Annotated in this window: 23 protein-coding genes and 2 tRNA genes; 7 read left to right on the forward strand and 18 right to left on the reverse strand. The window is 63.9% G+C overall.

Annotation, left to right across the window (positions count from 1 at the left end; genetic code table 11):
* Positions 1–8 precede the first annotated feature (8 nt).
* The 8 genes from rseP to rpsB all read right to left on the reverse strand — a co-directional run bounded on the left by rseP (position 9) and on the right by rpsB (position 7,498).
* Positions 9–1,373, reverse strand: coding sequence for an RIP metalloprotease RseP (gene rseP / locus BSY239_RS09625; RefSeq protein WP_069046660.1), 1,365 nt, complete (start codon positions 1,371–1,373; stop codon positions 9–11).
* A 54-nt stretch (positions 1,374–1,427) separates the two neighbouring features.
* Entirely contained in the window at positions 1,428–2,612 is a 1,185-nt protein-coding gene (gene ispC / locus BSY239_RS09630; protein WP_069046661.1) for a 1-deoxy-D-xylulose-5-phosphate reductoisomerase, read from the reverse strand.
* 4 nt (positions 2,613–2,616) lie between these two features.
* A complete protein-coding gene (locus BSY239_RS09635; RefSeq protein WP_069046662.1) occupies positions 2,617–3,450 on the reverse strand; it encodes a phosphatidate cytidylyltransferase in 834 nt (277 codons plus the stop codon).
* Positions 3,443–4,201: a polyprenyl diphosphate synthase gene (gene uppS / locus BSY239_RS09640; RefSeq protein ID WP_069048897.1), complete on the reverse strand. Its 759-nt coding sequence runs from the start codon at positions 4,199–4,201 to the stop codon at positions 3,443–3,445. Before uppS ends, BSY239_RS09635 begins: the two co-directional genes overlap by 8 nt.
* A gap of 48 nt (positions 4,202–4,249) precedes the next feature.
* Entirely contained in the window at positions 4,250–4,810 is a 561-nt protein-coding gene (frr, locus tag BSY239_RS09645) for a ribosome recycling factor (RefSeq protein WP_069046663.1), read from the reverse strand.
* A 41-nt stretch (positions 4,811–4,851) separates the two neighbouring features.
* Entirely contained in the window at positions 4,852–5,562 is a 711-nt protein-coding gene (pyrH, locus tag BSY239_RS09650) for a UMP kinase (RefSeq protein ID WP_069046664.1), read from the reverse strand.
* A gap of 148 nt (positions 5,563–5,710) precedes the next feature.
* Positions 5,711–6,628, reverse strand: coding sequence for a translation elongation factor Ts (gene tsf / locus BSY239_RS09655; RefSeq protein WP_069046665.1), 918 nt, complete (start codon positions 6,626–6,628; stop codon positions 5,711–5,713).
* Between the two features lie 114 nt (positions 6,629–6,742).
* Positions 6,743–7,498, reverse strand: coding sequence for a 30S ribosomal protein S2 (rpsB, locus tag BSY239_RS09660; protein ID WP_069046666.1), 756 nt, complete (start codon positions 7,496–7,498; stop codon positions 6,743–6,745).
* A 314-nt stretch (positions 7,499–7,812) separates the two neighbouring features.
* Here rpsB and BSY239_RS09665 point away from each other — a divergent pair, with 314 nt between their 5' ends.
* The gene (locus tag BSY239_RS09665; RefSeq protein ID WP_069046667.1) at positions 7,813–9,105 is read left to right on the forward strand and encodes an FAD-dependent oxidoreductase; all 1,293 of its coding nucleotides are present in this window, start codon (positions 7,813–7,815) and stop codon (positions 9,103–9,105) included.
* 14 nt (positions 9,106–9,119) lie between these two features.
* A complete protein-coding gene (locus BSY239_RS09670) occupies positions 9,120–10,688 on the forward strand; it encodes a bifunctional ADP-dependent NAD(P)H-hydrate dehydratase/NAD(P)H-hydrate epimerase (RefSeq protein ID WP_069046668.1) in 1,569 nt (522 codons plus the stop codon).
* 11 nt (positions 10,689–10,699) lie between these two features.
* Here the strand turns inward: BSY239_RS09670 and BSY239_RS09675 are convergent, their stop codons facing one another.
* The 3 genes from BSY239_RS09675 to rnr all read right to left on the reverse strand — a co-directional run bounded on the left by BSY239_RS09675 (position 10,700) and on the right by rnr (position 14,581).
* On the reverse strand, positions 10,700–11,251 hold the full coding sequence (locus tag BSY239_RS09675; protein WP_069046669.1) for a YggT family protein: 552 nt from the start codon (positions 11,249–11,251) through the stop codon (positions 10,700–10,702).
* A 52-nt stretch (positions 11,252–11,303) separates the two neighbouring features.
* A complete protein-coding gene (locus BSY239_RS09680) occupies positions 11,304–12,185 on the reverse strand; it encodes a gamma-glutamyl-gamma-aminobutyrate hydrolase family protein (protein ID WP_236944169.1) in 882 nt (293 codons plus the stop codon).
* 95 nt (positions 12,186–12,280) lie between these two features.
* Positions 12,281–14,581, reverse strand: a complete 2,301-nt coding sequence (gene rnr, locus BSY239_RS09685) for a ribonuclease R (protein ID WP_069046670.1) — start codon at positions 14,579–14,581, stop codon at positions 12,281–12,283.
* Positions 14,582–14,615: 34 nt separating this feature from the next.
* Between rnr and BSY239_RS09690 the strand changes: the two genes are divergently transcribed.
* A tRNA-Leu gene (locus tag BSY239_RS09690) sits at positions 14,616–14,700 on the forward strand.
* 169 nt (positions 14,701–14,869) lie between these two features.
* Here BSY239_RS09690 and rimO read toward each other — a convergent pair.
* The 5 genes from rimO to BSY239_RS09715 all read right to left on the reverse strand — a co-directional run bounded on the left by rimO (position 14,870) and on the right by BSY239_RS09715 (position 20,412).
* Positions 14,870–16,255 carry a 30S ribosomal protein S12 methylthiotransferase RimO gene (rimO, locus tag BSY239_RS09695; protein ID WP_069046671.1) on the reverse strand — a complete coding sequence of 462 codons (1,386 nt, stop codon included), beginning with the start codon at positions 16,253–16,255 and terminating at the stop codon, positions 14,870–14,872.
* A gap of 44 nt (positions 16,256–16,299) precedes the next feature.
* The gene (gene phaR / locus BSY239_RS09700) at positions 16,300–16,836 is read right to left on the reverse strand and encodes a polyhydroxyalkanoate synthesis repressor PhaR (protein ID WP_069046672.1); all 537 of its coding nucleotides are present in this window, start codon (positions 16,834–16,836) and stop codon (positions 16,300–16,302) included.
* A 216-nt stretch (positions 16,837–17,052) separates the two neighbouring features.
* Positions 17,053–17,129: transfer RNA gene (locus BSY239_RS09705), tRNA-Val, on the reverse strand.
* A 48-nt stretch (positions 17,130–17,177) separates the two neighbouring features.
* Complete coding sequence (locus tag BSY239_RS09710) at positions 17,178–19,478, reverse strand: RelA/SpoT family protein (protein ID WP_069046673.1); 2,301 nt, start codon at positions 19,476–19,478, stop codon at positions 17,178–17,180.
* A 13-nt stretch (positions 19,479–19,491) separates the two neighbouring features.
* On the reverse strand, positions 19,492–20,412 hold the full coding sequence (locus BSY239_RS09715) for an alpha/beta fold hydrolase (protein ID WP_069046674.1): 921 nt from the start codon (positions 20,410–20,412) through the stop codon (positions 19,492–19,494).
* 86 nt (positions 20,413–20,498) lie between these two features.
* Between BSY239_RS09715 and BSY239_RS09720 the strand changes: the two genes are divergently transcribed.
* Both BSY239_RS09720 and BSY239_RS22060 read left to right on the forward strand, forming a co-directional pair.
* Positions 20,499–21,269, forward strand: a complete 771-nt coding sequence (locus BSY239_RS09720; RefSeq protein ID WP_069046675.1) for a 3-hydroxybutyrate dehydrogenase — start codon at positions 20,499–20,501, stop codon at positions 21,267–21,269.
* Positions 21,270–21,356: 87 nt separating this feature from the next.
* Positions 21,357–22,717 (forward strand): IS3 family transposase gene (locus tag BSY239_RS22060; protein WP_442905800.1). Its coding sequence is split into 2 segments (ribosomal slippage): positions 21,357–21,834 and positions 21,834–22,717, totalling 1,362 coding nucleotides; the frame shifts between segments, so codons are not numbered across the junction.
* A gap of 73 nt (positions 22,718–22,790) precedes the next feature.
* Here the strand turns inward: BSY239_RS22060 and BSY239_RS09735 are convergent.
* Positions 22,791–23,528 carry an SIMPL domain-containing protein gene (locus tag BSY239_RS09735; RefSeq protein WP_069046677.1) on the reverse strand — a complete coding sequence of 246 codons (738 nt, stop codon included), beginning with the start codon at positions 23,526–23,528 and terminating at the stop codon, positions 22,791–22,793.
* A complete protein-coding gene (locus tag BSY239_RS09740) occupies positions 23,525–23,818 on the reverse strand; it encodes a hypothetical protein (protein WP_156775446.1) in 294 nt (97 codons plus the stop codon). Before BSY239_RS09740 ends, BSY239_RS09735 begins: the two co-directional genes overlap by 4 nt.
* A gap of 168 nt (positions 23,819–23,986) precedes the next feature.
* Here BSY239_RS09740 and ompR point away from each other — a divergent pair, with 168 nt between their 5' ends.
* Both ompR and BSY239_RS09750 read left to right on the forward strand, forming a co-directional pair.
* Positions 23,987–24,718: an osmolarity response regulator transcription factor OmpR gene (ompR, locus tag BSY239_RS09745; RefSeq protein WP_069046679.1), complete on the forward strand. Its 732-nt coding sequence runs from the start codon at positions 23,987–23,989 to the stop codon at positions 24,716–24,718.
* Positions 24,718–26,121: an ATP-binding protein gene (locus BSY239_RS09750; RefSeq protein WP_069046680.1), complete on the forward strand. Its 1,404-nt coding sequence runs from the start codon at positions 24,718–24,720 to the stop codon at positions 26,119–26,121. Before ompR ends, BSY239_RS09750 begins: the two co-directional genes overlap by 1 nt.
* Positions 26,122–26,128 lie beyond the last annotated feature (7 nt).

Below are 26,128 nucleotides of genomic sequence, written 5' to 3' on the forward strand. Positions count from 1 at the left end.
AAAAGTGTTCAGCCAGCCAAGCGGGCCACATCATTGAACAAGGCAACGGACATGAGCGCCATGAGAACCACGACACCACCGCGCTGAAGGCGCTCCATCCAGACGTCAGACACGCTGCGACCGGTCACACCCTCCCAAAGATAATACATCAGGTGTCCTCCGTCCAAGACCGGCAGCGGCAGCAGGTTCAGCACGCCGAGACTCACACTGATGAGGGCCAGAAACAGGATGTAAGAGGTGATGCCCAGGCTGGCCGATTTGCCCGCGTAATCTGCAATCGTGAGTGGTCCACTGAGGTTCTTGATCGACGCTTCACCGATCACCATGCGCCCCATCATCTTGAGCGTGAGCCAGGACACTTCCCAGGTGCGGACCACGCCATTGAGCAAGCCGTCCACCGGCCCATGGCGCACGGTCATCATCTGAGGCGCGGCACCGATGTAGGCGCCCACGCGTCCCACCCACACATCGCCCTGCTTCTCGGGCACAGGTTTCACCGCCAGGGTGATGCGCTGCCCATTGCGGTCAACCGACCATTGCTGCTCACGCGCTTCCCCCGCGGGGCCGGTGGACGCACGGATGAGCGCTCGCAACCGTTGACCGTCCGGCACGGTCGTCCCGTCGACGCTGCGCACGGTGTCGCCGGCGATCAGCCCGGCTGCTTCCGCCGCTCCACCCGCCAACACCTCGCCCACCACAGGCTGTGTCCATGGGCCAGTGATGCCGATCTTCTGAAACAACGACGCATCGGCTTCGCGCACATCGAGCCCTGCGAGTGGCAACACGACCGACCGCGGTACGCCCCCCTCGTCGTTGCTCACCCGCAGCGTCATGTCTTCGTTGGACAGCGCCGCCTGGGTCAGGCGCCAGCGCAGGTCTTCAAAGGAGCCCACATCGGCAAGGTTGTCCTCGTCAGGACCTGCCTGCGAGACCCATTCCCCCCCGCGCAATCCCGCCGCCTCGGCGAGCGAGCCAATGGACGGACTGGCCAGAACGGGCTTCGGCTCTTCGATACCGCTCCAGTTCACCACGGCGTAAAGGACGACCGCCAGCAACAGGTTGGCCGCCGGGCCGGCTGCCACGATGGCTGCGCGCGAACGCAGTGGCTGGGTGTTGAAAGCCAGATGGCGCTCGGACGCATCGACCGGTGCCTCCCGCTCGTCGAGCATGCGCACGTAGCCGCCCAGCGGCAGGGCGCACAACACAAACTCGGTCGAGCTGCCCTTTTTGCGCCAGGTCAGCAGCGGCTTGCCAAAGCCCACCGAGAAGCGCAACACCTTCACGCCGCAAGCCACCGCCACGCGGTAGTGGCCGTATTCGTGCACGGCGATCAGGAGGCCGAGAGCAACCACAAAAGCAACGAGAGTGAGCATGGTGGGCGGGTCGTGAAGGTGTGGATGTCGCTTCAGCGCCTGGGGCCGGGCGAATCAGCGGGCGAGTCGCTCGACCTGGGTCTGTGCCAGGCGACGGGCCTGCTGATCGATGACCAACAAGTCCGACAAGTCGTTGGGCTTGGAGGGGATCAAGGCCTGCAAAGTTGCATCGTTGATGGCGTGAATCTGGTCAAAGCGCAGGCGCTGGTCGAGAAAAGCCGCCACCGCTACCTCGTTGGCCGCGTTGAGCACTGCGGTGGTACCCGTCGGGCCCAGCAACGCGTCCCAGGCCAGCTGCAGCCCGGGAAAGCGCAAACCGTCGGGCTTCTCGAACGTCAGGGCGCCCAGGGTGCCGAAGTCCAGGGGCGCGGCCCCGGACGCGATCCGCTCCGGCCAGGCCAGGCCGTAGGCGATTGGTACACGCATGTCGGGCGTGCCGAGCTGGGCCACCACCGAACCGTCGGTGTACTGCACCATGGAATGGATCACGCTCTGGGGGTGGATCACCACCTCGATCTGCGCCGGTGGCAGGCCAAAGAGGTAACAGGCCTCGATGACCTCCAGAGCCTTGTTCATCATGGTGGCCGAGTCCACCGAAATCTTGCGCCCCATCACCCAGTTGGGGTGCGCGCAAGCTTCGTTGGGCGTGACCTGGGCCAGCGTTTGTGGATCGCGTGTGCGAAACGGTCCGCCCGAGGCGGTCAACACGATCTTTTCCACGCGACGCGACCACGCGGCCGGATCTTCGGGCAAGGACTGGAACACGGCGGAATGTTCACTGTCGATGGGCAGCAGCGTCGCGCCACCGTCGCGCACCGCCTGCATGAACAGCGCGCCGCCCACCACCAGCGCTTCCTTGTTGGCCAGCAAGAGCTTCTTGCCCGCCTGGGCAGCGGCCAGACTGGGGGCCAGACCCGCCGCTCCCACGATGGCAGCCATCACCGCATCGACCTCGGGATCGGTACACACCTCACACAGCGCCTGCTCACCCGAGAGCACCTGCACCGCCAGCCCCAGCTCGCGTGCGCGCTCGGCCAGTTGCTTCGCGTGCACCGCACTCACCATCACCGCGTAGCGGGGTGAGAACTGCTGGCACTGCGCCAGCATCAGGTCGACCTGGGTGGACGCGGTGAGCGCGAAGACCCGGTAACGATCGGGGTGGCGCGCCAGCACGTCGAGCGTGTTTTTGCCGATGGACCCGGTGGAGCCGAGGACGGTGATGGACTGCGTGGAACTCATGGCGTCAAAGGGTTGTGAGCATCATTGCCAGTGGCAACACCGGCAGCAAGGCGTCGACCCGGTCGAGCACCCCGCCGTGGCCGGGCAACAGGCCGCTGGAGTCCTTGACACCCGCGCTGCGTTTCACCAGCGACTCCACCAGGTCACCGACCACACTCATCGCGACCAGAAAGGCCAGCGACAACACGGCCAGAAGCGGGCCAAAGGCCCAGAGCCGTGCATACAGGCTGTTCGCGCTGGACATGCCCTGGGCATCGGCCCAGAGCCAGCATGCAGCCAACACGAACACACCGATGAAACCGCTGATGGCGCCCTCCCAGGTCTTGCCCGGGCTGATGCCCGGTGCCAGCTTGCGCCGTCCCATCGCCTTGCCCCCGAAGTAGGCCGCGATGTCCGCCATCCAGACCAGCAGCAGCACCGACAACAGAAATCCAAGACCGGTGAGCCGTGCCTGCACCATGGCAACCCATGCGCAACTGATGAGCACCAGGCCCATCCAGAGTCGCACGCCCTTGGGCCATGCACCCCAGCCCGACACGCCGCGGGCCAGCATGGCCACCGCCAGCACAACCCACAGCAAGCCGACACCCATCCAGATGTTTCTCCAGGATTGGTCGAGCCCACCCGACAGCCAAATGGCCACCATGACCACGCCCAGTCCCAAGCCCAGGGCCAACGCCGAGCGCGAACCGACGCCGTTCAGACGGGCCCACTCCCAACCCGCAGCCACGATCAGCAGCAGGGTGAGCGCGGCAAACGGTTCGATGGCGGGATAAAACAGGGCGGGCAACAGGACCGCCAGCAGCAGCAAGGCGGTGATGACGCGCTGTCTAAGCATGTCGATCGCCGCCCACGGCCAGCAGCGGCTCGGCCTGGCCCACCTGCTCGGCCGTCTGCCCGAAGCGGCGTTCGCGGTTGGCGTATTCCTGCAAGGCACGGTCCAGGTCTGCAGGCCCAAAGTCTGGCCACAGACATTCGGTGAACACCAGTTCGGTGTAAGCGGCCTGCCACAGCAGGAAATTGCTGATGCGCAGTTCACCGCCGGTACGGATCAGCAGGTCGGGGTCGGGCACATGCGCCAGCGCCAACTGGCCATTCAGGCTTTCTTCGGTGATCTCGAGCCCCTGGGCAGCCAGCTTGCGCGCAGCCTGAGCAATGTCCCAGCGACCGCCATAGTTGAAGCAGACGTTGAGCACCAGTTTGTGGTTGTGGGCGGTGTCGCGCTCGGCCGCCACCAGGCCTTGAACCACGCGCTTGGAGAGTCCGTGGCGATCACCCGGAAAGTGCAGACGGACGCCGTTACCTTCCAGCGAAGGCACTTCGCGCGACAGCGCGAGCACCAGCAGGTCCATGAGGCTGGAAACCTCTTCCACCGGGCGGTTCCAGTTTTCCGACGAGAACGCAAATACCGTCAACACCGGTATTTCGCGTTCGAGGCAGGCCTTCACAACGCGTCGCAGGGCTTCAACGCCTTGTTTGTGACCCGCCACACGTGGCAGCCAGCGCTTTTGCGCCCAACGGCCATTGCCGTCCATCACGATGGCGACATGGCGGGGCAGCGAGCCTGCAAGTGCGTCCTGGTTGGGCATGGGTGGGGACATTGGTGGCAGGGCGTCGCGTGCGGTTATCAAAGGCGGTCAGACCGCCATGATGTCCTGTTCCTTGCCCGCGACGAGGCGGTCCACCTCGTTGATGACCCGGTCGGTGAGCTTCTGTATGTCTTCCTGCGAACGGCGATCGTCGTCCTCGGAAGCCAGCTTTTCCTTCACCAGCTTCTTCACCTGTTCGTTGGCGTCGCGTCGCAAGTTGCGGATGGCGATCTTGGCGGCTTCGCCGTCACCACGAACGACCTTGGTGAGTTCCTTGCGGCGCTCTTCGGTCATGGGGGGCATGGGAACGCGGATCAGATCACCCTGGCTCGAAGGATTCAAGCCGAGGTCGGACTCGCGAATGGCTTTCTCGATCTTGGCGCCCATGCCCTTCTCCCACGGCGCCACGCCAATGGTGCGCGAGTCGAGCAAGGTGAGGTTGGCCACCTGCGACAGTGGCAACATTGCGCCGTAGTAATCCACGTGCACCGTGTCGAGCAGTGCCGGGTTCGGGCGGCCGGTGCGGATCTTGGTCAGCCCGTTCTTGAACGCTTCGACCGACTGCATCATCTTGTGCTCGGCGGTTTTGCGAATGTCATCAACGCTCATGAAAACTCCTCATTTCTGCAAGGGGTGAGCGCCTTGGCGCGTCACACATGAACCAATGTGCCTTCGTCCTTGCCCATCACCACATCGCGCAGCGCACCGGGCTTGAAGATCGAAAACACCTTGACCGGCAGCTTCTGGTCACGGCACAAGGCAAATGCCGTGGCGTCCATCACCTGCAGGTTCTTTTGCATCGCCTCATCAAACGTGATCGAAGCGTAGCGTGTGGCGGTGGGGTCCTTGTTCGGGTCGGCGCTGTACACACCGTCCACCTTGGTGGCCTTGAGCACGATTTCCGCACCGATCTCCGCCCCGCGCAAGGCGGCGGCCGTGTCGGTGGTGAAGAACGGGTTGCCCGTGCCGGCGGCAAACACCACAACCTTGCCCTCTTCGAGGTACTGCAGGGCCTTGGGGCGCACGTAAGGTTCGACCACCTGCTCGATGGCGATGGCCGACATGACCCGGGCCACCAGCCCGGCCTTGTCCATGGTGTCGGCCAGCGCCAGCGAATTCATCACCGTGGCCAACATGCCCATGTAGTCGGCGGTGGCGCGGTCCATGCCCACCGATCCGCCGGCCACACCGCGAAAGATGTTGCCGCCACCGATGACGATGGCCACCTGCACACCCAGACGCGTGACGTCCGCGATCTCTTCCACCATGCGCACGATGGTGGCCCGGTTGATGCCGAAGGCGTCGTCGCCCATGAGGGCTTCACCCGACAGCTTCAGCAGAATCCGTTTGTAGGCAGGCATGTGGCAACTTTCAGGAGGCAAAAACACAAAATTCAGCCCGCAAGTGTACCGAGGAGCGCTGACTCCTCGGTGCCGGTGTCACACAAGACAACGGGCCTTTCGGCCCGTTGTCTTGTTCAGGGCGGCAACGGCGGCCGCCTGCGGGCGCTCAGGCGCCTTTGGCAGCGGCCACCTGGGCAGCGACTTCGGCGGCGAAGTCATCCACCTTCTTCTCGATGCCCTCGCCCACCACGTACAGGGTGAAACCCTTGACGGTGGTGCCGGCGGCCTTGAGCATGGCTTCGACAGTCTGCTTGTCGTTCTTCACGAAAGACTGGTTGAACAGCGACACTTCCTTGAGGTACTTCTGCACAGCGCCGTCGATGCGCTTGGCCACGATCTCGGCGCTTTGTGCCGGCTTGCCGGCGGCCACGAGTTCCTTGTTGGCTTCGTCGGCCTTGGCCGTGGCCACCGAGCGTTCACGCTCGATGAACTCGGCAGGCACGTCGTTGCTGGTCAGGGACACGGGCTTCATGGCAGCCACGTGCATGGCGACGTCCTTGGCAGCCGTCTCGTCACCGTCAAACTCCACCACCACACCGATGCGCGTGCCGTGCAGGTAGCCGGCCAGCTTGGAGGCACCGCTCCAGGCCTTGAAGCGGCGGAACGACATGTTCTCGCCGATCTTGCCGATCAGGCCCTTGCGCACGTCTTCCAGCGTGGGGCCGAAGCCGTCCTGGCTGTACGGCAGCGCGCCCAGCGCGGCCGCATCGGCGGGCTGGTGCTTGGCCACGAGTTGGGCTGCCGCGCTGGCCAGAGCCAGGAAGCTGTCGTTCTTGGTGACGAAGTCCGTTTCGCAGTTCACTTCGATCAGGCCACCGGTGGTGCCTTCGATGAAGCTGGCGACCACGCCTTCGGCGGTCACGCGGCTGGCGGCCTTGCCGGCCTTGGTGCCCAGCTTGACGCGCAGCAGCTCTTCGGCCTTGGCCATGTCGCCGTCGGCTTCGGTCAGGGCTTTCTTGCACTCCATCATGGGGGCGTCGGTCTTGGCGCGCAGTTCAGCGACCATGCTTGCGGTAATTGCCATCTGTGTTCTCCTTGGCGCCGCTTCGTCCCGTGGGCTGAAGTCGGCCATGTTCAATGATCGGTTTTCGGTGCGAAAAAGGGGCTCACGAGCCCCTCTTTCATGGGAACAGCGCCTTCAAGCAGCGGTGTTTTCCTTGACTTCGACGAACTCGTCGGCGCCTTCGGCGGCGACAGCTTTCACGACGTCGTTGACGGCGTTGCTGCGGCCTTCCAGGATGGCGTCGGCAATGCCACGGGCGTACAGCGCCACGGCGCGCGCCGAGTCGTCGTTGCCGGGGATCACGTAGTCAATGCCCACCGGCGAGTGGTTGGTGTCAACCACGCCGACCAGCGGGATGCCCAGCTTCTGCGCTTCGAGCACGGCGATCTTGTGGAAGCCCACATCGATCACGAAGATGGCGTCGGGCAGCGCAGTCATGTCCTGAATGCCGCCGATGTCTTTTTCCAGCTTCTCCATTTCGCGGGAGAAGGTCAGCTGCTCTTTCTTGGTCATGCTGTCCAGGCCGCCTTCTTTCTGGGCCTGCATGTCCTTCAGACGCTTGATCGAGGTCTTGACCGTCTTGAAGTTGGTCAGCATGCCGCCGAGCCAGCGCTGGTCCACGAAAGGCACGCCGGCACGGCGGGCTTCCTGGGCCACGATGTCGCGCGACTGGCGCTTGGTACCCACCATCAGGATGGTGCCGCGGTTGGCGGAGAGTTGACGCACGAACTTGGCTGCGTCTTCGAACAGGGGCAGCGTCTTCTCGAGGTTGACGATGTGGATTTTGTTGCGGTGACCGAAGATGTACGGAGCCATCTTGGGGTTCCAGAAGCGGGTTTGGTGACCGAAATGGACACCAGCTTCCAGCATTTCGCGCATGGAGATTGACATGAGTTAACTTTCCAGAGGTTGAGTCTAAAATCCAGCCCCGATCGCCTGTTGGCCCTCAAATCGCCAGTTTTCACTGGCCATTCGATCGCCGCAGGCAACACCCGGTTGGGCTGGTTTGCGATTTGCCTTGCAGCGTTGGCGAAACAGCCGTTCCACCACCACCTGCAAAGCCAGTCGATTATAGCAGTCCGTCTCCTCCCCTCCGCCTTTGTCGTCGGGTGTGCCGAATCAGCGCACACGCCGGCTTTTTGTCTCGCCGGCCTTTCAGGCCGCCTGCCGCCGCCCGGCACAATGCAGCTTTCTGGGAGCACGGTTTGAAAATCGCGGTGGTCGGAGCAGGGGTGGTGGGCATCGCCTGCGCGCATGAGTTGTCGCTGGACGGTCACGAGGTGACGGTGTTCGAGCGGCGCAGCACAGTGGCCGAAGAAGCCAGTTTTGCCAGCGGAGCGCTCATGGCCCCGGGTTGGACCGCCCCCTGGAATCCGGACGAGCGGAAACTAGGATGGCCCTGGTCGACGGGGAGCGACGGACTCCAGCTCGCCCGCCTGCCCCGAGGCAGCGAATGGAGCTGGCTCTGGCAGTGGCGTCAGGCGCACCAGGGCGCGCAACTCGCGGCCGTCCAGGAACAGATCCACCGCCTGGTGCGTTACAACCAGGAGCGGCTGCAAGACATCACGGACCAGTACCAGCTGGAACACGACCGCAGCCACGGCATGCTGGTGCTGCTGAGAACCCAACACGATGCCAGCCTGGCACAAGCGCCCCTGCAGCAATTGCGCGATTTGGGGCTGCCTGTCAAGGCACTCACGGCCGACGAAGCGCGTGCGCTTGAGCCCGCGCTCAGCACCGACACCGCCTTGCATGGCGCCATCGAACTGGGTGGTGCAGCGGTGGCCAATTGCCGCGAATTTGCGGTGTTGCTGCGCGCGCAGGCCCAACAATCGGGTTGCCACTTCGAGTTCAACACCATCGTGAGCCGCGTGGAAGCGCTGGCACCGGCAGGCTTCAAGCTGGAGCTGGTGCACACCTCATCTCACCCCGACAACGGCGGCGCCGCCGCGCAAGCTCAGCGGTTTGACGCCGTGGTGATTTGCGCCGGAGCCGCCAGCGCAGGTTTGCTGACCCCGCTGGGCCTGAAGGTGCCGCTTCAATCCGTGCGGGGTCATTCGCTGAGCGCAGCGGTGCGGGAACCGATGGACGCACCCCAATCTGCGGTGCTCGACGCACGCCACGGGGTGTCGATTGCCCGCCTGGGCCAACGTGTGCGCGTGGCGGGCGGCCGCGAATGGGGCCGCGAATCCAGCATGCCTTCCAAAGCCGGGCTGCAGCGCCTCTACCGTGCGTTGTCCGACTGGTTTCCTGGCGCGGTTCGGCTGGGTGGGCCCGCAGGCAACGTTCAGGAATGGTGCGGTGCCCAGGCCACGCTGCCCGACGGCGCCCCCCTGATCGGCGCGAGTCGGCTGCCAGGCCTCTGGTTGAACCTGGGTCACGGCCCGTGTGGCTGGTCCATGGCCTGCGGCGCAGGCCGCGTGCTGGCGGACCAGATCGGCGGGCGCGCCCCCGACCTCACGCTCATCCAGTGTTCGCCCCAACGCTACGGCATCTGAGCCAGACTCTGGCCATGCGATCCATCAACGGCCACCAACGCGAACTCCTGCACGGAACCACCGCCACGCGAAGCTTGGAACGTGCGGCGCAGGCGGCTCTGCCTGCGCACACCCTGATGGCGCGTGCTGGTCTGGCCGTGGCCCGGCTCGCGCGGGCGCTGGCGCCGCACGCGCGTTGCATCTGGGTGGCCTGCGGACCGGGCAACAACGGCGGAGACGGCCTGGTCGCGGCCACGCACCTGCACCGCTGGGCCGAGAGCACCGGCCTGCAGGTGGTCGTCACCCATCCGCCTGGAGCGCAGGTCGATGCAATCCAGTTGCCGCCAGACGCGGCGCAGGCCTTGTCCGACGCTCGATCCGCTGGCGTGCTCATCCAGCCCGGACCGCCTGCGTCGTTCGATCTCGCCATCGATGCCTTGCTGGGCATCGGCGTCACGCGTCCCCTGGAGGGAACCCTGGCCCTCTGGACACGGATGTTGCGCACCACCAGCGCGCCCGTGTTGTGCGTGGATCTGCCCAGCGGGCTGCAGGCCGACACCGGAGCGCTGATGGCCGTTGACGACGCCGTGCCGAGAACCTTCGAGACCCCGCAACCTGGCCCGCGCCACACCCTCTCGCTGCTGACGCTGAAGCCCGGTCTGTTCACCCACCAGGGCCGGGATGCTGCTGGTCGGGTGTGGTTTGATGAACTGGGTGTCGCCCCCGACGACACAGTGCATGTGACCGCCTGGCTCGCTGGCCAGGCACCACCCACCGATGCCCGCGCACGCAGAGCGCATGCCAGCCACAAAGGCAGCTTTGGCGATGTGGTCGTGGTGGGCGGCCAGGGCATTGCCTCCCACGGCGCCGGCATGACCGGGGCTGCGGTGCTGGCGGCGCGCGCGGCGCTGCACGCAGGTGCCGGGCGGGTGTTCGTCGGCCTACTGGAAGCCGGGTCGACGAACGAAACCGCCTGGGACCCGGTGTGTCCGGAACTGATGTTTCGCCGGCCAGCCGCTGTGTTGGACGCAGCATGGCTGCAACAGGCCAGCGTGGTCTGCGGTTGCGGCGGTGGCACCTCGGTGGCGGCGGTGTTGCCACATTTGCTGTCCATCGCCACCCAGTTGGTGCTGGATGCCGATGCACTCAATGCGGTGGCCAACGACGAGGCACTGCACAGCCAGCTGGCCCATCGGCAGAGCCGAGGCTGGTCCACCGTGCTCACGCCCCACCCACTGGAAGCCGCCCGGCTCCTGGGCTGCAGCACGAGGCAGATCATGGCCGACCGCTTGCTGGCGGCGCAAACCATCGCCGACCGGTTTCAAGTGGTGTGTGTGCTGAAGGGGTCGGGCACGGTGGTGACGGCCCCGCGCGAGATTCCCCGCATCAACCCCACTGGCAACGCTGCGCTGTCCACGGCAGGCACGGGCGATGTGCTGGCGGGCATGATCGGCGCCGCACTGGCCGGATCGGCCATGTCACCAGCCAACGTGCTGGACCGGGTGTGCAGCGCCGTTTTTCAACACGGCTGGCTGGCAGACCATTGGACAGGTCCAAGCCTGGTGGCAGGCGAACTGGCCCGCCGTGTCAGTCCCGTGGCCTGACAGGCGCAGGTTCAGCCCAGCAACATCAAGCCGACCTGCAGCAGGATGATGAGCACCAGCACCGACAAGTCGACGCCCCCCACCAGGGGAATCACGCGCCGTATCGGGCGCAGCAAAGGCGACACCAACCGATCCAGCGTGGCCATCACCGGCGACTGAGGCTGCACCCACGACAGGATCGCGTAGCCGATCAGCAAGATCATCAGACCTTGCAGCACGGTGCGCACCAGAATGCGCAACGCCATCGTGAGGATGGTGATCACCCAGGTGGCGGGCGACACGGAAAGCTCCGACACCCCGGTCGCCAGCATCAACCAGATGCCGCCGTAGGCCAGGGCCAGCAGGACTGCCGACAACAGGCTGCCCCAATCGACCCGGCTTTGCGCCAGCGCGCGCGGCAGGATGCGTCGCACCGGCTGAACCAGCCAGTCGGTCACAGCGATGGCAAAGCGCCCCGGCTGGGCCGACATGTGCACTCGCAAGTGGTTCATCCAGGCGCGCAACAGGGCCATCGCCATCAAAAAGAAGAACAGGGTTTCGAGCAGAAAAAAGACGATGCGCATGCGGTGCAGGTCCAGTGGGGATGTGGGTGGGGGTGAACGCAGCGGGGTGGGGTCAAACGCCCAGTCGCAACGGCGGCTTGGGCGCGCGGGGATCCGGCTCCAGCCCGGCGGCCAGACGGATCATGGCCGCCTCGCGTGAAGCCTCCAGGAAGTCCAGCATGATGGGCGAGCTGTCGGCCAAGGCATGCCGCCCGTGGTGGAACTCCGGGTGCCACTGCACGCCGCGCGCATAGGCATCGCCCGTCCAGCGGATCGCTTCCACCAATCCGTCCAGCGTCGACACCGCCTCCACCACCATGCCTTTGCCCAGCTCCGCCACCGCCTGGTGGTGGATGCTGGTCACGCGCAATTGCGACGCTTGGGGATAGAGCTTGGTCAATGCCGTGCCTTGCAGGAAGGTCACGTCGTGTTCAAGCTGGTCGTACAGATCGGTGTCCACGTGGGCGTGGGCGGCCGGGCACTGCGTGGGAATGTCCTGGTAGAGCGTGCCGCCGAACGCCACATTGAGCAGCTGCGCACCGCGGCACACGCCCAGCACCGGCTTTTTCTGCGCAAGAAACGTTCTGAGCAGGGCCAGTTCGTACTTGTCGCGCACCACATCGCCCTGCCAACGCGGGTCGATGGGAGCCTGTCCGTAAGTTTGTGGAGCCACATCGGCCCCTCCCTGCAACACCAGCGCATCGAGCTCCTGCACCACATGCTCCACCTTGAGGTGGCGTGCCGCGTGTTTGCTGTCGTGCGCGACCGCAGGCACCATGAAGGCGATGGCGCCGTGTTCCATGATCCAGTGCGCCAGCGACTGCTCGATGTACTGCAGGTTCTTGTTGCGAAACCCCAGCTCCGAGGGCACCTGATACAGCAAGCGTGCCGACACGCCGATGCGCAGCGGACGCTCGGTGGGCAACGAGGCGCCTTTGGCCACACGCTTCTTCACCGGGACCGACCTCACCCGCCTCACTGAAGGGGCTTCCAACGCGGCCGACGATGACGAAGTCTTTTTCAATGCAGTGCTCACGACGTTCGTGACGCTCAACGCCGGCTTTTGCGGGGCTGGTTGGCGGTGCTGCGGGCAGCCCCCCGGTCCGACTTCTTGCTTGCAGCCTTCTTGCCCGTCGTTTTGGCTTCCGAGACAGGGGCACGAGGTGCCCGATCGGGACGGCCCGCAACGACGGTTTCGGTGGCACGGCCTCGGTGGGCCTTGCCGCCACGCCCTGCACCAGCAGCGCCTTCCGCAGCACCGGTCTGACCTGTCTTGTCGCGCATCGCGCGCAACACCAGGTCGTCGTCACCACTCACCAAACGGAAGTCGATGCGCCGACCGTCCAGATCCACACGGCTCACCTGCACCTGCACGCGGCTGCCCAACGCGTAACGGATACCGGTGCGTTCACCGCGCAATTCCTGGCGCGCTTCGTCAAAGCGGAAATACTCGCCACCGAGTTCGGTGATGTGAACCAGGCCTTCAACGTACATGGCGTCCAGCGTGACGAAAAGACCAAAGCTGGTGACCGAACTCACGACACCACTGAATTCCTCGCCCAGGTGCTCGCGCATGTATTTGCACTTGAGCCAGGCTTCCACATCCCTGCTGGCCTCGTCGGCGCGGCGTTCGTTGGCACTGCAGTGCAGGCCAGCGGCCTGCCACGCCAGCGTGTCCACCGAGGGCTTCTTTGCAACCTCGCCCACCGCCAGCGGTTTGGCGCGGCTGGCCAGGCGTTTGCTCAGCTTGGCGTGCGCCTCACCCGGCGTGGGCAAGGCCGGCAATTCGTAGCGTTTGCGCGCCAGGATCGCCTTGATCACGCGGTGCACCAGCAGGTCCGGGTAGCGGCGGATCGGGCTGGTGAAGTGGGTGTAGGCCTCGAACGCCAGCCCGAAGTGGCCGCTGTTGATCGGGGTGTAGATCGCCTGCTGCATGGAGCGCAGCAGCATCGTGTGGATCTGTTGCGACTCGGGACGGTCCTTCGTGGCTGCCGCGATCTTCTGGAAATCGGCCGGCTTGGGGTTGTCGCCAATGGTCTGCGAAACACCCATGGCCTTCAGGTAGTTGCGCAGGATCTCCTGCTTCTCGGGCGTGGGGCCTTCGTGCACACGGAAAAGTCCGGTGTGTTTGCCTTCGCTGATGAAATCCGCCGAGCAGACGTTGGCCGCCAGCATCGCTTCTTCAATCACCTTGTGCGCATCGTTGCGGGTGCGCGGAATGATCTTCTCGATGCGGCCCGACTCGTCACAAACGATCTGTGTTTCGGTGGTCTCGAAGTCCACCGCGCCGCGTTCGCCACGCGCCGCCAGCAGCGCACGGTACACGTCGTGCAGGTTGAGAAGGTAAGGCACGAGCGCCTTGCGCTGGCTGGCCTCGGGGCCGCGCGTGTTCTGCAGGATGGCCGCGACTTCGGTGTATGTGAATCGCGCGTGGCTGAACATCACCGCTGGATAGAACTGGTAGGCGTGCACCTCGCCCTTGGCATTGACCAGCATGTCGCACACCATGCACAGTCGCTCAACTCCGGGGTTGAGCGAACACAGACCGTTGGAGAGTTTTTCCGGCAGCATGGGAATCACACGGCGCGGAAAATACACCGACGTGGCGCGGTCGTAGGCGTCGATGTCGATCGCAGAGCCGGTCTGCACATAGTTGCTCACGTCAGCGATCGCCACCAGCAAACGCCAGCCCTTGCCTTTGCCCACCTTGGCCGGCTCGCAGTACACGGCATCGTCAAAATCGCGCGCATCTTCGCCGTCGATGGTGACCAGGGGCACATCGCGCAGGTCCACACGGCCTTTGTGGTCCGCTGCCCGCACATGGTCGGGCAGTGCGCGGGCCTGGGCCATCGCTGCGTCGGAAAACTCGTGTGGCACGCCATACTTGCGAACGGCAATTTCGATTTCCATGCCGGGGTCGTCGATCTCGCCCAGCACCTCTTTCACACGCCCCACAGGCTGCCCGTACAGCGCGGGCGGCTCGGTGAGTTGCACCACCACCACCTGGCCCGGCTTGGCCGAACCGGTGGCGCCTTTGGGGATCAACACATCCTGCCCGTAGCGTTTGTCCTCGGGCGCCACCAGCCACACACCGCTCTCTTGCAGCAGGCGGCCAATGATCGGCGAATCGGAGCGTTCGACGATTTCCGTGACGCGTCCTTCGGGACGGCCCTTGCGGTCAAGGCGCACGATACGGGCCTTGACCCGGTCCTTGTGCAACACCGCCCGCATCTCGTTGGAAGGCAGATAAATATCGGCCTGACCATCGTCACGGATCACAAAACCATGGCCGTCCCGATGACCGGAGACGACACCTTCATATTCGGCCAACAGGCTGTTTTTTTCGTTCACTTTTTCTCTGCTATAATTGCGTTTTTCCTGAAATGCCCAGGTGGCGGAATTGGTAGACGCACTAGTTTCAGGTACTAGCGCTGAGAGGCGTGGAGGTTCGAGTCCTCTCCTGGGCACCAATCATAAAGGCTTGCAAACGTGATGTTTGCAAGCCTTTTTCTTTTGTCTCAACGCAAGCAAGCGAAGAATCGCTCGCCGACGCGCTGATCACATGCTGCGAAATTCGCAGCATGCATGGCTGAACAGTTGCCGCGCTGCCTGGGGTCACCAAGAGGCGGGCCTGCGTCATCAAATCGGGACCGCCAACAGATCGTGTCCCTGCGCTGCAACGATTCTTGCCTTGGTGAAGTCACCGACCTTCAAGGTCTTGCTGATCTTCTCGGGCGGCAGCAAACGCACCACGCCATCGATCTCGGGCGCATCTGCATAGCTGCGGCCAATGCCACCCTTCTTGCCCATGCCCGGCGCCGAATCCACGAGCACCTGCATCGTCGCGCCGACGCGTTGCTGCAGCTTGTCGGCGGATACCGATTCGGCCACCGCCATGAAGCGCGCACGGCGCTCCTCGCGCAGGGCATCGGGCACAGCATCAGGCAAGTCGTTGGCCACAGCGCCCGTCACCGGTGAGTAGGCAAAACAACCCGCTCGATCGATGCGCGCTTCGCGCAGAAACCCGAGCAGGTGATCGAACTCGGCCTCGGTCTCGCCCGGGAACCCGGCGATGAAGGTGCTGCGCACCACGATCTCCGGACACAACTCGCGCCATCGCGCAATGCGTTCCAGATTCTTCTCACCACTGGCCGGGCGCTTCATGCGGCGCAGCACATCGGGATGGCTGTGCTGCAGCGGCACGTCGAGGTACGGCAAGCACAGGCCTTCGGCCATGAGCGGAATGATCTCGTCCACGTGGGGGTACGGATACACATAGTGCAAACGCACCCAGGCGCCATAACCCTTGGCGAGTTCGCCCAGTGAGCGCACCAGGTCGAACATGCGCGTCTTCACCGGCTTGCCGTCCCAGAAGCCGGTGCGGTACTTCACATCCACACCATAGGCCGAGGTGTCCTGACTCACCACCAGCAACTCCTTCACACCCGACTCGAACAACTTGCGCGCTTCAGTAAGCACATCGCCAATGGGGCGGCTCACCAAATCGCCGCGCATGGACGGGATGATGCAGAACGTGCAGCGGTGGTTGCAGCCTTCGCTGATCTTCAAATAAGCGTAGTGGCGAGGCGTGAGCTTGATGCCCTGAGGCGGCACGAGGTCCACGAAAGGGTCGTGCGGCTTGGGCAGATGTTCATGCACGGCGGTCATCACCTCGTGCGTGGCGTGCGGGCCGGTCACCGCCAGCACGCTCGGGTGCATCTGTCGCACCAGGTTGCCGCCGCCCTCGCCTTCGCGCGCACCCAGGCAACCGGTGACGATGACCTTGCCGTTCTCGGCCAGGGCTTCGCCGATGGTCTCCAGGCTTTCGCGCACGGCATCGTCGATGAAGCCGCAGGTGTTGACGATCACCAGATCGGCACCGGCAAAAGTCTTGGAGGTTTGATAGCCCTCGGCGCTGAGTTGCGTGAGGATGAGTTCGGAGTCGGTCAGCGCCTTGGGGCAACCCAGGCTGACAAATCCGACTTTGGGGGCCGCGTTGGCGACCGGGACAAGCGTTTCAGACATGGCCCGATTGTCTCAGACCCGACCGAACGGCGCAGATGCCCAGCCTATCGCTTGAGACCGAGTGCTGCCAGCATCTGCTCACTGTTCTTCTGCATCTGCTCCTGCATCTGCGTGAACGCGCTGCGAGACTGCTCCAGATAGGTACCCATCATGCCCTGCATCATGGGCGACTGCACATTCATGAACTGCTTCCAGGCCTCGGGGTTCGCGCCGCTGGACTGCTCGGTCATCTTGTGCTGCAGGTCCATGAAGATCTGCACGTTCTTTTCGAGGTAGGCACCCATGAAGTCCTGCATGGCGTGGCCATAAAAGCGAATGATGTTGGCCAGCACCTGCTCGGTGAAGATCGGTACACCTGCCGTCTCTTCTTCCAGAATGATCTGCAGCAGGATGCTGCGTGTGAGATCGTCGTTGGACTTGGCATCCCGCACCACGAAGGGCTCGTTGTCCATCACCAGCGTCTTGACCTCGGCCAGCGTGATGTACGACGAGGTGTCGGTGTCGTACAGACGCCGGTTCGGGTACTTCTTGATGACGCGCACAGCGGGTTGGCTGCCACTCTCGGCCTTGTTCTTTTGCACTGATGAATCTCTCTGGAAAACAGCGGATGAACCCCGGAATACGCCACGGGGTTCGCTGACCCATTCTAGAAACGCTTGAACACCCCCGCAGCATGGGTTTTCCCTGTGCATGGCAGCGAACAAAGCGCCTTGCAGAAGCCACTTCCGGGCAAGGCACAAAAAAGCCCGACTCAGGGTCGGGCTTGGTTGCGGGATGCCTGGCATCCGGAAAAAGTTTGGTAGGCGCGATTGGACTCGAACCAACGACCCCCACCATGTCAAGGTGGTGCTCTAACCAGCTGAGCTACGCGCCTACAAACGATTCGAAGCTGCGAAGTATAGCAGCACTGGAAGGCTCTTTTTCAGCGGCGGCGCACCTCACGCACACCGGCCACGTCCCCCACCACCGCCATGGCCCTGGCCACCTGCCTGGCGTCGGCCACTTCGATGGTGAACGTCATCCACGCCACGCCTTTCACCGACTGCGTCTGCACCCCGATCACGTTCATTTTTTCGCGCGCAAACACATCGGAAATGTCCCGCAACAACCCCTGCCTGTCCTGGGCCTCGATGCCCACGTCCACGGGGTACACGGCGGCCTGGCCGTCGCGCCCTGCGCTCCCCTGCCCGCTCCACTGCACGTCGATCACGCGATCCGGGTTCTTGCGTTGGAGGTGGGCGAAGTCGGTGCAGTCGGCGCGGTGGATGCTCACACCCTTTCCGCGCGTGATGAACCCGCCGATCTCGTCGGGCGGTGCGGGTTTGCAGCATTTGGCGAGTTGCGTCATGAGCGAGTCCACGCCCACCACCAACACCCCACCAGCCGTTGCGCCCGTGCTCTTGCGCGGCTTCTTGAGCCACACCGGTGTCTCGTCCGGCGCGGCCACTTCGGGTGGCCGCAAATGCAGTTCGATGGCGCGCAACGAAAGCTCATCCTTGCCCACCTGCTCGAACAGCTCTTGCGCCGACGCCAGTCCCATCGCCAGGGCCAGATCGTCCAGCTTCAGCGCGGTCCTGCCTTCGCGCTGCAGCAGCTTCTCCACCGCCTCGCGCCCGCGCGCCATGGTTTCTTCCATGGCCTGCGCGTTGAACCAGGCGCGCACCTTGCTCTTGGCGCGGTGGCTGACCAGATAACCCAGCTCGCCATTGAGCCAGTCGCGCGAGGGTCCGCCTTCTTTGGCCGCGGTGATCTCCACCGTCTGGCCGTTCTGCAGCGGGGTGTTGAGCGTGACCATGGCGCCGTCAACACGTGCACCTCGGCAGCGGTGACCCAGGCTGGTGTGCACGGTGTAGGCGAAGTCCACCGCAGTGGCGCCCTGCGGCAGTTCAACAATGGCTGCGTCGGGTGTGAGAACGTAGATGCGGTCGTCGAACAAGCCTTGCGCCGAACCACTCAGGTCGCGCTCCCAGGCCAGCAGCTGGCGCAGCACCGCGATCTTGGCGTCGTAGTCGGAGCTGGCCGACACACCCGCGTAGCCCTTGGCGCCCGCCTCCTTGTACGCCCAGTGTGCGGCCACGCCATGTTCGGCGTGGTCGTGCATGGCCTGGGTGCGGATCTGGATCTCGAACGCCCGACCCTGATCGTCTCGCACCACCGTGTGCAGGGACTGGTAGCCGTTGGGTTTGGGCTTGGCGATGTAATCGTCGAACTCGTCGGTCACCGGCACGAACTGCGCGTGCACGTGGGCCAGCACCGCATAACAGTCGTCCACCTGCGGCACGATCACGCGCAACGCGCGGATGTCGAACACCTGGTCAAAGTCGAGCGACTTGCCACGCATCTTCTTGACGATGCTGTAGATGTGTTTGGGTCGACCCTGCACCGAGGCCCTCACGCCTTGCTGATGGAGGTCGTCTTCCAGCTGCTGGCGTACCTGTTCGACGTGGGCTTCGCGCTCGGCGCGCTTCTCGTCCAGCAGGCGCGCAACGTCCTTGTAGGTGTGGGGTTCCAGGAATCGGAACGCCAGGTCTTCCATCTCCCACTTGATCTGCCAGATGCCCAGGCGGTTGGCCAGCGGCGCAAACACATGCAACGATTCGCTGGCAAGCGCCTGTCCGGGGTCTGCCTTGCTGGCGGCAAAGTGGCGAAGGGTCTGCAGGCGCGAGGCCAGGCGCAGCATGACCACGCGCAGGTCGCGCGAGAACGCCAGCAGCATCTTGCGCACGTTCTCGGTCTGGCTGGCCGCGAGTTCGGACACCGGTCCCTTGCTGGTGACCGGCGCGGCAGGGTCCAGCGCGGCGAGTCGCTCTTCCTCTTTCTTGGCCTGCACCTCGGCGGTCTTGATGCGCGCCTGGCGCTGCAGCTGCACCAGCTTGGTGGTCTCCAGGGCGAGAGCAGCGAAGTTCTCGCCAAAGGCCTTGGTGATCACCTCCTGCGGGCGGTTCAGGTACTGGCAGGCATACACAAGATAGGCCGCAGCCTGCATGGGCTCCGAGCCACCAATGTCGTTCAGGATGCTGGCCACGGCGTCGGCGTGTGCGAGGATGTTCTCGCCGGTGTCGAGCTCTTCGTGGGCCAGCAAAGGCTCCGCAAATGCCCTGGCGCGCACCAGCGCCTGCGCCTGGTGGGGCAGGCTGGCAGCCGTGGCGGCGACGATGGCCGACGGAACGGCCGTCGACGTTTCGATGGCTTCCGCTGACCCGGTGGACGACGTTCTTTTCATGTCGGTGGTCAGGTCAGTTCGTCCACAGGAAATCCCGAACGGCGGCGACCTGGTCGTCGGCCACCAGCGTGGGCGCGTGCCCCACGCCCTCAAACGTGACGAGCCGGGCCTTTGGACCGCGCTGGGTCATCAATTGGGCTGTCGCGGCGTTCAGCAGGTCGGACTGTGCACCGCGCAGCAGCAAGGTGGGCGAGCGGATCGCGTCGAACAGGCCCCAGAGCGCGGCCTCACCCGCCTGGACGATCTGTTGCGCGGTGGCCTCGTCGGCCGTGGCCGTCATGGCAGTGAAAGGCATTGCGATCGCAGGGTCGTAGTGCAGCCACCAGCGCCCGTCGCGCTCGCGCAGCAGCGGCAGCGACAGGGCGCGCCATTGCTCGGGCGTGTGGGGACCAAAGCCGGTGGAGATGGACGCCAGGTACGTCACGGCAGCCTGTTCGCTGTCAAAAGACGGGTTTTGCCCCAGGTAGGTGCCGATGCGTTGCAGCGCTTCCCACTGGATCACCGGACCCACGTCGTTGAGCACGAGGCGGCGCAGCGCCATTTGCGGCTGGGCCGCCAGTGCCATGCCGATGAGACCACCCATGCTGGTGCCCACCCAGTCGATCTGCAGGTCGGGCTTGCTTGCGCGCAGGTGCCCCACGAGTGCGGCCAGATCGGCTGCGTAGGTGGGAATTTGATAGCCCATGGGGTCGGCCAGCCAGTCGCTGTGCCCGCGGCCCGCCACATCCACTGCAATCACGCGCGAACGCTGGCGCAGCGTCCGGGCCAGCGTGTCGAAATCCAATCCCTGACGTGACAGGCCATGCACACACAACACCACACCGGTGTCGCCGGCCGCCTCGCAGGACCAATCCCACCAGGCCAGGCGGCGGGGTTCGCCCGATGCGGCGGCCGCGCCGCCCACGGTGAGATGCTGGAGTTGGGGAGCTGACATGGTGCGAGGAGATGAGGCGGCAGGATGTGTCCGTGATAATGGTCCGGACACCGTTCAATCAATCGTAATGGAAGTGGGGATTTCACATGCTTGCCAACAAAACCGCCCTCGTCACCGGCTCCACCAGCGGCATCGGCCTGGGCATCGCCAAGGCCCTGGCGCGCCAGGGCGCCAACATCGTGCTCAACGGGTTTGGTGATGCCGAGGGCCCCAAGGCCGAGATTGCAGCGCTGGGCGCCAAGGTGGCCTACCACGGTGCCGACATGAGCAAGCCCGCCGAGATCGAAGCCATGATGGCGTTTGCGGCGGCCACCTTCGGACAGGTGGACATCCTGGTGAACAACGCCGGCATCCAGCACGTGGCCCGCATCGAAGACTTTCCAGTCGACCGCTGGGACGCGATCATCGCGATCAACCTCACCAGTGCCTTCCACGCCAGCCGCCTGGCCCTGCCCGCGATGCAGAAGTCCGGCTGGGGCCGCATCATCAACGTCGCCTCGGTGCACGGACTGGTGGGCTCTGCTGAAAAATCGGCCTACGTGGCGGCCAAGCACGGCATCGTGGGTCTGACCAAGGTCACCGCACTGGAAAACGCCACCAGCGGCGTCACCTGCAACGCCATCTGTCCGGGCTGGGTGCTCACGCCCCTGGTGCAAAAACAGGTGGATGCCAAGGCCGCTGCGCTAGGCATCTCCAACGAAGATGCCAAGAAACAGCTTCTGGGCGAAAAAGAGCCTTCGATGCAGTTCACCACGCCCGAAGAACTCGGGGAGCTGGCGGTGTTTTTCTGTTCCCCCGCCGGCAACAACGTGCGCGGCGTGGCATGGAACATGGACGGCGGCTGGACCGCCCAATAACGCTGTCTGCTCAAGAAAGCAAAAAGGCCCGCACGTTGAACTGCACCCCAAAAGTTGGACATCAATCCAACCTTTGGGGTGTTTTTCATGGCGAGACACGATGAGAGCTTCAAGCTCGAAGTGGTACAGCAATATCTTTCTGAGTCTTCAGGCGCGCGAACGATAGCCTTGCGATATGGGCTGGACCACGGGACAGTGCGCCGCTGGGTCGAGGGGTATCGCCTTCATGGAGTGGAAGGGCTGCGCAAGAAGTTCAGCCACTACGACGAGCAGTTCAAGATGAACGTGCTGTGCCGGATGTGGCGAGAGGAGCTTTCCTGCCGCCAGGTGACTGCATTGTTCGATATACGCGGTGGGCATGGCGTCGTATCGGGCTGGGAGCGTCAGTATCATGAGGGCGGTATAGACGCCCTCAAGCCCAAACGACGACGCGGCCCGAAGTTGATGACAGCGCCCAAGCCACCCGATCCCCCGCCACCACATGCCAACGACGTAAGCACGCTGGACGCGCTGCGCAAGGAAAACGAACATCTGCGCGCGGAGGTGGCGTACCTAAAAAAATTGGATGCCTTGGTTCGAGTGAATCGGCAAGCTGCGCAGAAAAAGCGCAAGCCGTGATCGGACTGAGGCAGGACCACCCGTTACCCGCGCTGCTCAAGGCCGCAGGGCTGTCGCGCAGCACGTTCTACTACCAGGCCAAAGTGCTTGAAGCCGGCGACAGGTACGCTGGGCTGAAGACGCGCATCCGTGCCATCTACGAGCGCCACAAGGGCCGATACGGATATCGGCGCATCACTGCTGCTCTTTGCCATGCAGGCGAGGTCATCAACCACAAGACTGTTCAGCGTCTGATGCAGGCTCTTGGCCTGAAATCTCTGGTGCGACCCAAGAAGTACCGCTCCTACCGTGGACAGATCGCCGCCGCTCCCAATTTGCTGAATCGCCAATTCGAGGCCAACGGAGCAAACCAGAAATGGGTGACTGATGTGACCGAATTCAATGTCGGGGGCAACAAGCTCTACCTGTCCCCGGTGATGGACCTCTACAACGGGGAAATTGTGGCCTACGAGATGCTTGAGCGCCCTGTCTTCGCGCTGGTGGGGCGCATGCTGAAGAAAGCGCTGGCCCGGCTCTCAGACCAAGATTCGCCGCTGCTTCACTCCGATCAGGGCTGGCAGTACCAGATGCCCGCCTACAGACGCCAACTCATCGACCATGGACTGCACCAAAGCATGTCGCGCAAGGGCAACTGTCTGGACAACGCAGCGATGGAGAGCTTCTTCGGCACGTTGAAAAGCGAGTTCTTCTACTTGACCAAATTCGCAAGCATCAAGCAACTCCAGCAAGGCCTACATCGCTACATCCACTACTACAACCACCACCGCATCAAGCTCAAACTCAAAGGCCTGAGTCCAGTTCAATACCGGATTCAGGCCTTGAGCCGCTGACTTCTAACCGTCCAACTAATTGGGGTCAGTTCACGTTGCGGGCCTTTTTGTTGGGGGCGCGCTGCGCGTTCGATCAACGCAGTTGCACAGATCCGGACACGGTCACATTGACAGTTGATTTTCCCGGCTCCACCGGCACCGCCGCGTCCGACATGGCGGCCTTGGCTTCCATGGCCATGGCACGCGGCTGGAACGGACGGCCTTCCTGGTCGGCCGAACTCACCGACACCTCTCGCAAGCTGTAGCCGGCAAAACCAAAGCCTTTGGCCACCTCACCGGCCTTCACCTTGAAGCGCTCGATGGCCATGGCCTGCACGTCGGACTCCAGCTTCTGGCGCGCTTCGCGCGAGAGTGAAAAGCCCATGTTGCTCATGGTGAGCGTCTGGATCTTGCCTGCGGTGGTGCTGATGCGCGCGAAGTCACGGCCTTCCAACACCAGTTCGGTGCTGCCCTGCCAGCCGCTGATCTTGCCCTTGTCGGTGTAGCGCGGGTAGATGCTGAACTGCCCGGTGCGCACTTCAAGCTGCTGAGGCTGGGCGCTGGCGCGAGCCACCGCCAGAGCGGCGTCGAGCGCCACCTTGAGCTGGTTCTGCACGGTCACCGCATCGGTGCCTTCGCGCGTGGTGCTCAGGCTCATGCTCAGCCAGTCTTGCGGCACTTCGAGGAAGCCGCTGGCCGAGAGGTTGACCACATTGACGGGCGCTGGTGGCGCGACCTGGGCGTTTGCCAGGGTACCGACAGCGATGAGGGAGGAGAGAAGTAAGGCGCGGAATCGAAAAGGACTGGAGAGGCGTTGAGCGGACGGGGTCATTGTTTGAATTTGTACTCTTGAGGTGGTTGGCCGCGCAGCTGCTCACGCAGCCGTTGGCGCTCTTCAACGGACAAGCGATAAGGCTTGCCGTTGTCCTCCATGTCGTCAAAGGGTTGCCGCAACACATCGCGCAGACGCATGGCGTGACGCGGTTCACCCTCATCCACCGATATGGGCATGACCATCACGGTTGCGTTGGAAGGCATCGGATGGGTTCGTTGATCACCCGGCCCGGCATGCGCCGAACCGAATGTCAACAGGATCAAGCCCAGAGGCAAATGCGTTTTCATGGTGGTTCGAGTATCAACAATCCGGTCATTGTGGGATGTGTCACCGGTGAAGCGTTCGAGCGCCGGGGCAACATCTGTAACAGCATGTCAGGAAAATAAAAATCCAGTGCTGACAACCACTTGGCGCTGCCACAATCGCGTTTGTTACATATTCAAGAAGTTGCCAACATGCCACAAAACAACACACGCGCCAACAAGATCCTGGTGGTCGACGACGATGTCCGCATCCGCGACCTGCTGCGCCGCTACCTCATGCAGGAAGGTTTTGAAGTGATGCTGGCCGAAGACGGCAAGTCGCTCAACCGTGTGCTGCAGCGCGATTCGGTCGACCTCATCGTGCTCGATCTCATGATGCCCGGCGAAGACGGCCTCTCCATTTGCCGCCGGTTGCGCGCCAACGGCGACCGCACCCCGATCATCATGCTCACCGCCAAAAGCGAAGACGTGGACCGCATCGTGGGTCTGGAAGTCGGCGCCGATGACTACCTGGGCAAGCCTTTCAACCCGCGCGAACTGCTGGCCCGCATTCACGCGGTGCTGCGCCGCCGCCCGCCCACCGAAGTGCCCGGCGCGCCGTCGCAAGACCAGGAAGTCGTGAAGTTCGGTCCGTTCGAGTTCGACCTCAGCCTGCGCACCCTGCGCAAGGAAGGCGCCGACCTGCCACTGACCACCGGCGAGTTCGCCATGCTCAAGGCCTTGGTGCGCCATCCGCGCCAACCGCTGTCACGCGAAAAACTGGCCCAGCTGGCGCGGGGTCGTGAGTTCGAGCCCTTCGACCGCAGCCTGGACGTGCAGGTCTCGCGGCTGCGCAAGCTGATTGAAGAAGACGCTGCCTCGCCCCGCTACCTGCAGACCGTGTGGGGCGTGGGCTATGTGTTCGTGCCGGACGGCAACGCTTGATGTCGGAAGAGTCGCGGGTTCCATTCGAGACCCACCCCACCTCGTTGGAGACGGCGCCTGCACCGCTGGAGCTGCGTCCCAACCGGGGGGTCAGCCTGTTCTGGCGCACCTTTTTCTTTCTGGCGTTGTTGCTCGTGGGCTGCATCGTGGCCTGGCTGCAAACCTTTCGGGCGCTGGAATACGAGCCGCGCGCCCTGCAGAGCGCCAACCAGCTGGCCTCGCTGGTCAACCTGAGCCGCGCTGCGCTGGTGCACTCGGACTCGATCGCCCGCGTCTCGCTCATCAAGACCCTGGCCGACGAAGAAGGACTGCGCATCGCGCCCCGCGAGCCCAACGACACGTTCCGCCTCTACGACACCGATGTGCTCAGCCGCAACGTGGCGGAACGCCTGAGTGGCCGGCTCGGACCCGACACCCTGGTGGCGCGGGAAGTCAACGGCGCGCCGGGTTTGTGGATCGGCTTCACCATCGATGGCGACCCCTATTGGCTGCTCACCGACCCGTCGCGCATCGGTCCGGTGGCAGGCACAACCTGGTTGATCTGGCTGGGCACGGCCGCCCTGCTCTCTCTCACTGGTGCGGCGCTGATTGCACGCTTGATCAACCACCCGCTGAAGAAGCTGTCGTTTGCCGCGAGCCGGGTGCGCGAAGGTGACTTCAATGCCAGCCAGCTCAACGAGACCGTGGCCACCAGCGAGATCCGCGAAGTCAACATCGGCTTCAACCGAATGGCGCAGCGCTTGTCCAAGATCGAGCAGGACCGCGCGTTGATGCTGGCCGGCATTTCACACGATTTGCGCACGCCGCTTTCGCGCCTGCGGCTCGAAACCGAAATGAGCGTGGCCGACCCGCAAGCGCGCGAACACATGGCCGCAGACATCGAACAGGTGAATTCGATCATCGACAAGTTCCTGGACTACGCCCGGCCGGATCACATCAAGCCCGAGCGGGTGAGCCTGAACCAGGTGGTGGACGCGGCGGTGTTTGCGCTGGGCGACAACGAAAACAACGTGTTCACCACCAACATCCCGCCCGACACCGCTGTGATGGGCGATGCGGTGGAGTTGCAGCGTGTGTTCGCCAACCTGCTGGAAAACGCGTGCCGTTATGGTCGCGACCCCGGCACCGGGGTGGCCCGCGTGGAGATCGCCGCCAAGCCCAAGGACGACTGGGTGCTGATCAAGTTGCGCGACCATGGGCAGGGAGTGGACCCCGACATTCTTGAGCAGCTCACGCAGCCCTTCTTTCGCGGCGATGTCTCTCGAACGTCGGCCACGGGGACCGGACTGGGTCTCGCGATCGTCGACCGGGCCATCGGCCGCATGGGCGGGCGATTTGCGCTGGCCAACAGCAGCACGGGCGGCCTCTCGGCCCACATCAAGCTGCAGCGCGCGCCCAGTTGAAACGCGG

Source organism: Hydrogenophaga sp. RAC07 (assembly GCF_001713375.1).
In the GTDB taxonomy this organism is placed as follows: domain Bacteria; phylum Pseudomonadota; class Gammaproteobacteria; order Burkholderiales; family Burkholderiaceae_C; genus Hydrogenophaga.

What these genes read in the sequence shown, in the direction of transcription:
- BSY239_RS09740 (WP_156775446.1), bottom strand. Translation starts at nt 23,818, where the DNA reads ATGAAAACGCATTTGCCTCTGGGCTTGATCCTGTTGACATTCGGTTCG.
- BSY239_RS09675 (WP_069046669.1), bottom strand. Translation starts at nt 11,251, where the DNA reads ATGCGCATCGTCTTTTTTCTGCTCGAAACCCTGTTCTTCTTTTTGATG.
- BSY239_RS09720 (WP_069046675.1), top strand. Translation starts at nt 20,499, where the DNA reads ATGCTTGCCAACAAAACCGCCCTCGTCACCGGCTCCACCAGCGGCATC.
- BSY239_RS09635 (WP_069046662.1), bottom strand. Translation starts at nt 3,450, where the DNA reads ATGCTTAGACAGCGCGTCATCACCGCCTTGCTGCTGCTGGCGGTCCTG.
- BSY239_RS09735 (WP_069046677.1), bottom strand. Translation starts at nt 23,528, where the DNA reads ATGACCCCGTCCGCTCAACGCCTCTCCAGTCCTTTTCGATTCCGCGCC.
- BSY239_RS09750 (WP_069046680.1), top strand. Translation starts at nt 24,718, where the DNA reads ATGTCGGAAGAGTCGCGGGTTCCATTCGAGACCCACCCCACCTCGTTG.
- ispC (WP_069046661.1), bottom strand. Translation starts at nt 2,612, where the DNA reads ATGAGTTCCACGCAGTCCATCACCGTCCTCGGCTCCACCGGGTCCATC.
- ompR (WP_069046679.1), top strand. Translation starts at nt 23,987, where the DNA reads ATGCCACAAAACAACACACGCGCCAACAAGATCCTGGTGGTCGACGAC.
- pyrH (WP_069046664.1), bottom strand. Translation starts at nt 5,562, where the DNA reads ATGCCTGCCTACAAACGGATTCTGCTGAAGCTGTCGGGTGAAGCCCTC.
- uppS (WP_069048897.1), bottom strand. Translation starts at nt 4,201, where the DNA reads ATGCCCAACCAGGACGCACTTGCAGGCTCGCTGCCCCGCCATGTCGCC.
- tsf (WP_069046665.1), bottom strand. Translation starts at nt 6,628, where the DNA reads ATGGCAATTACCGCAAGCATGGTCGCTGAACTGCGCGCCAAGACCGAC.
- BSY239_RS09715 (WP_069046674.1), bottom strand. Translation starts at nt 20,412, where the DNA reads ATGTCAGCTCCCCAACTCCAGCATCTCACCGTGGGCGGCGCGGCCGCC.
- rimO (WP_069046671.1), bottom strand. Translation starts at nt 16,255, where the DNA reads ATGTCTGAAACGCTTGTCCCGGTCGCCAACGCGGCCCCCAAAGTCGGA.
- BSY239_RS09710 (WP_069046673.1), bottom strand. Translation starts at nt 19,478, where the DNA reads ATGAAAAGAACGTCGTCCACCGGGTCAGCGGAAGCCATCGAAACGTCG.
- rseP (WP_069046660.1), bottom strand. Translation starts at nt 1,373, where the DNA reads ATGCTCACTCTCGTTGCTTTTGTGGTTGCTCTCGGCCTCCTGATCGCC.
- rpsB (WP_069046666.1), bottom strand. Translation starts at nt 7,498, where the DNA reads ATGTCAATCTCCATGCGCGAAATGCTGGAAGCTGGTGTCCATTTCGGT.
- BSY239_RS09670 (WP_069046668.1), top strand. Translation starts at nt 9,120, where the DNA reads ATGCGATCCATCAACGGCCACCAACGCGAACTCCTGCACGGAACCACC.
- frr (WP_069046663.1), bottom strand. Translation starts at nt 4,810, where the DNA reads ATGAGCGTTGATGACATTCGCAAAACCGCCGAGCACAAGATGATGCAG.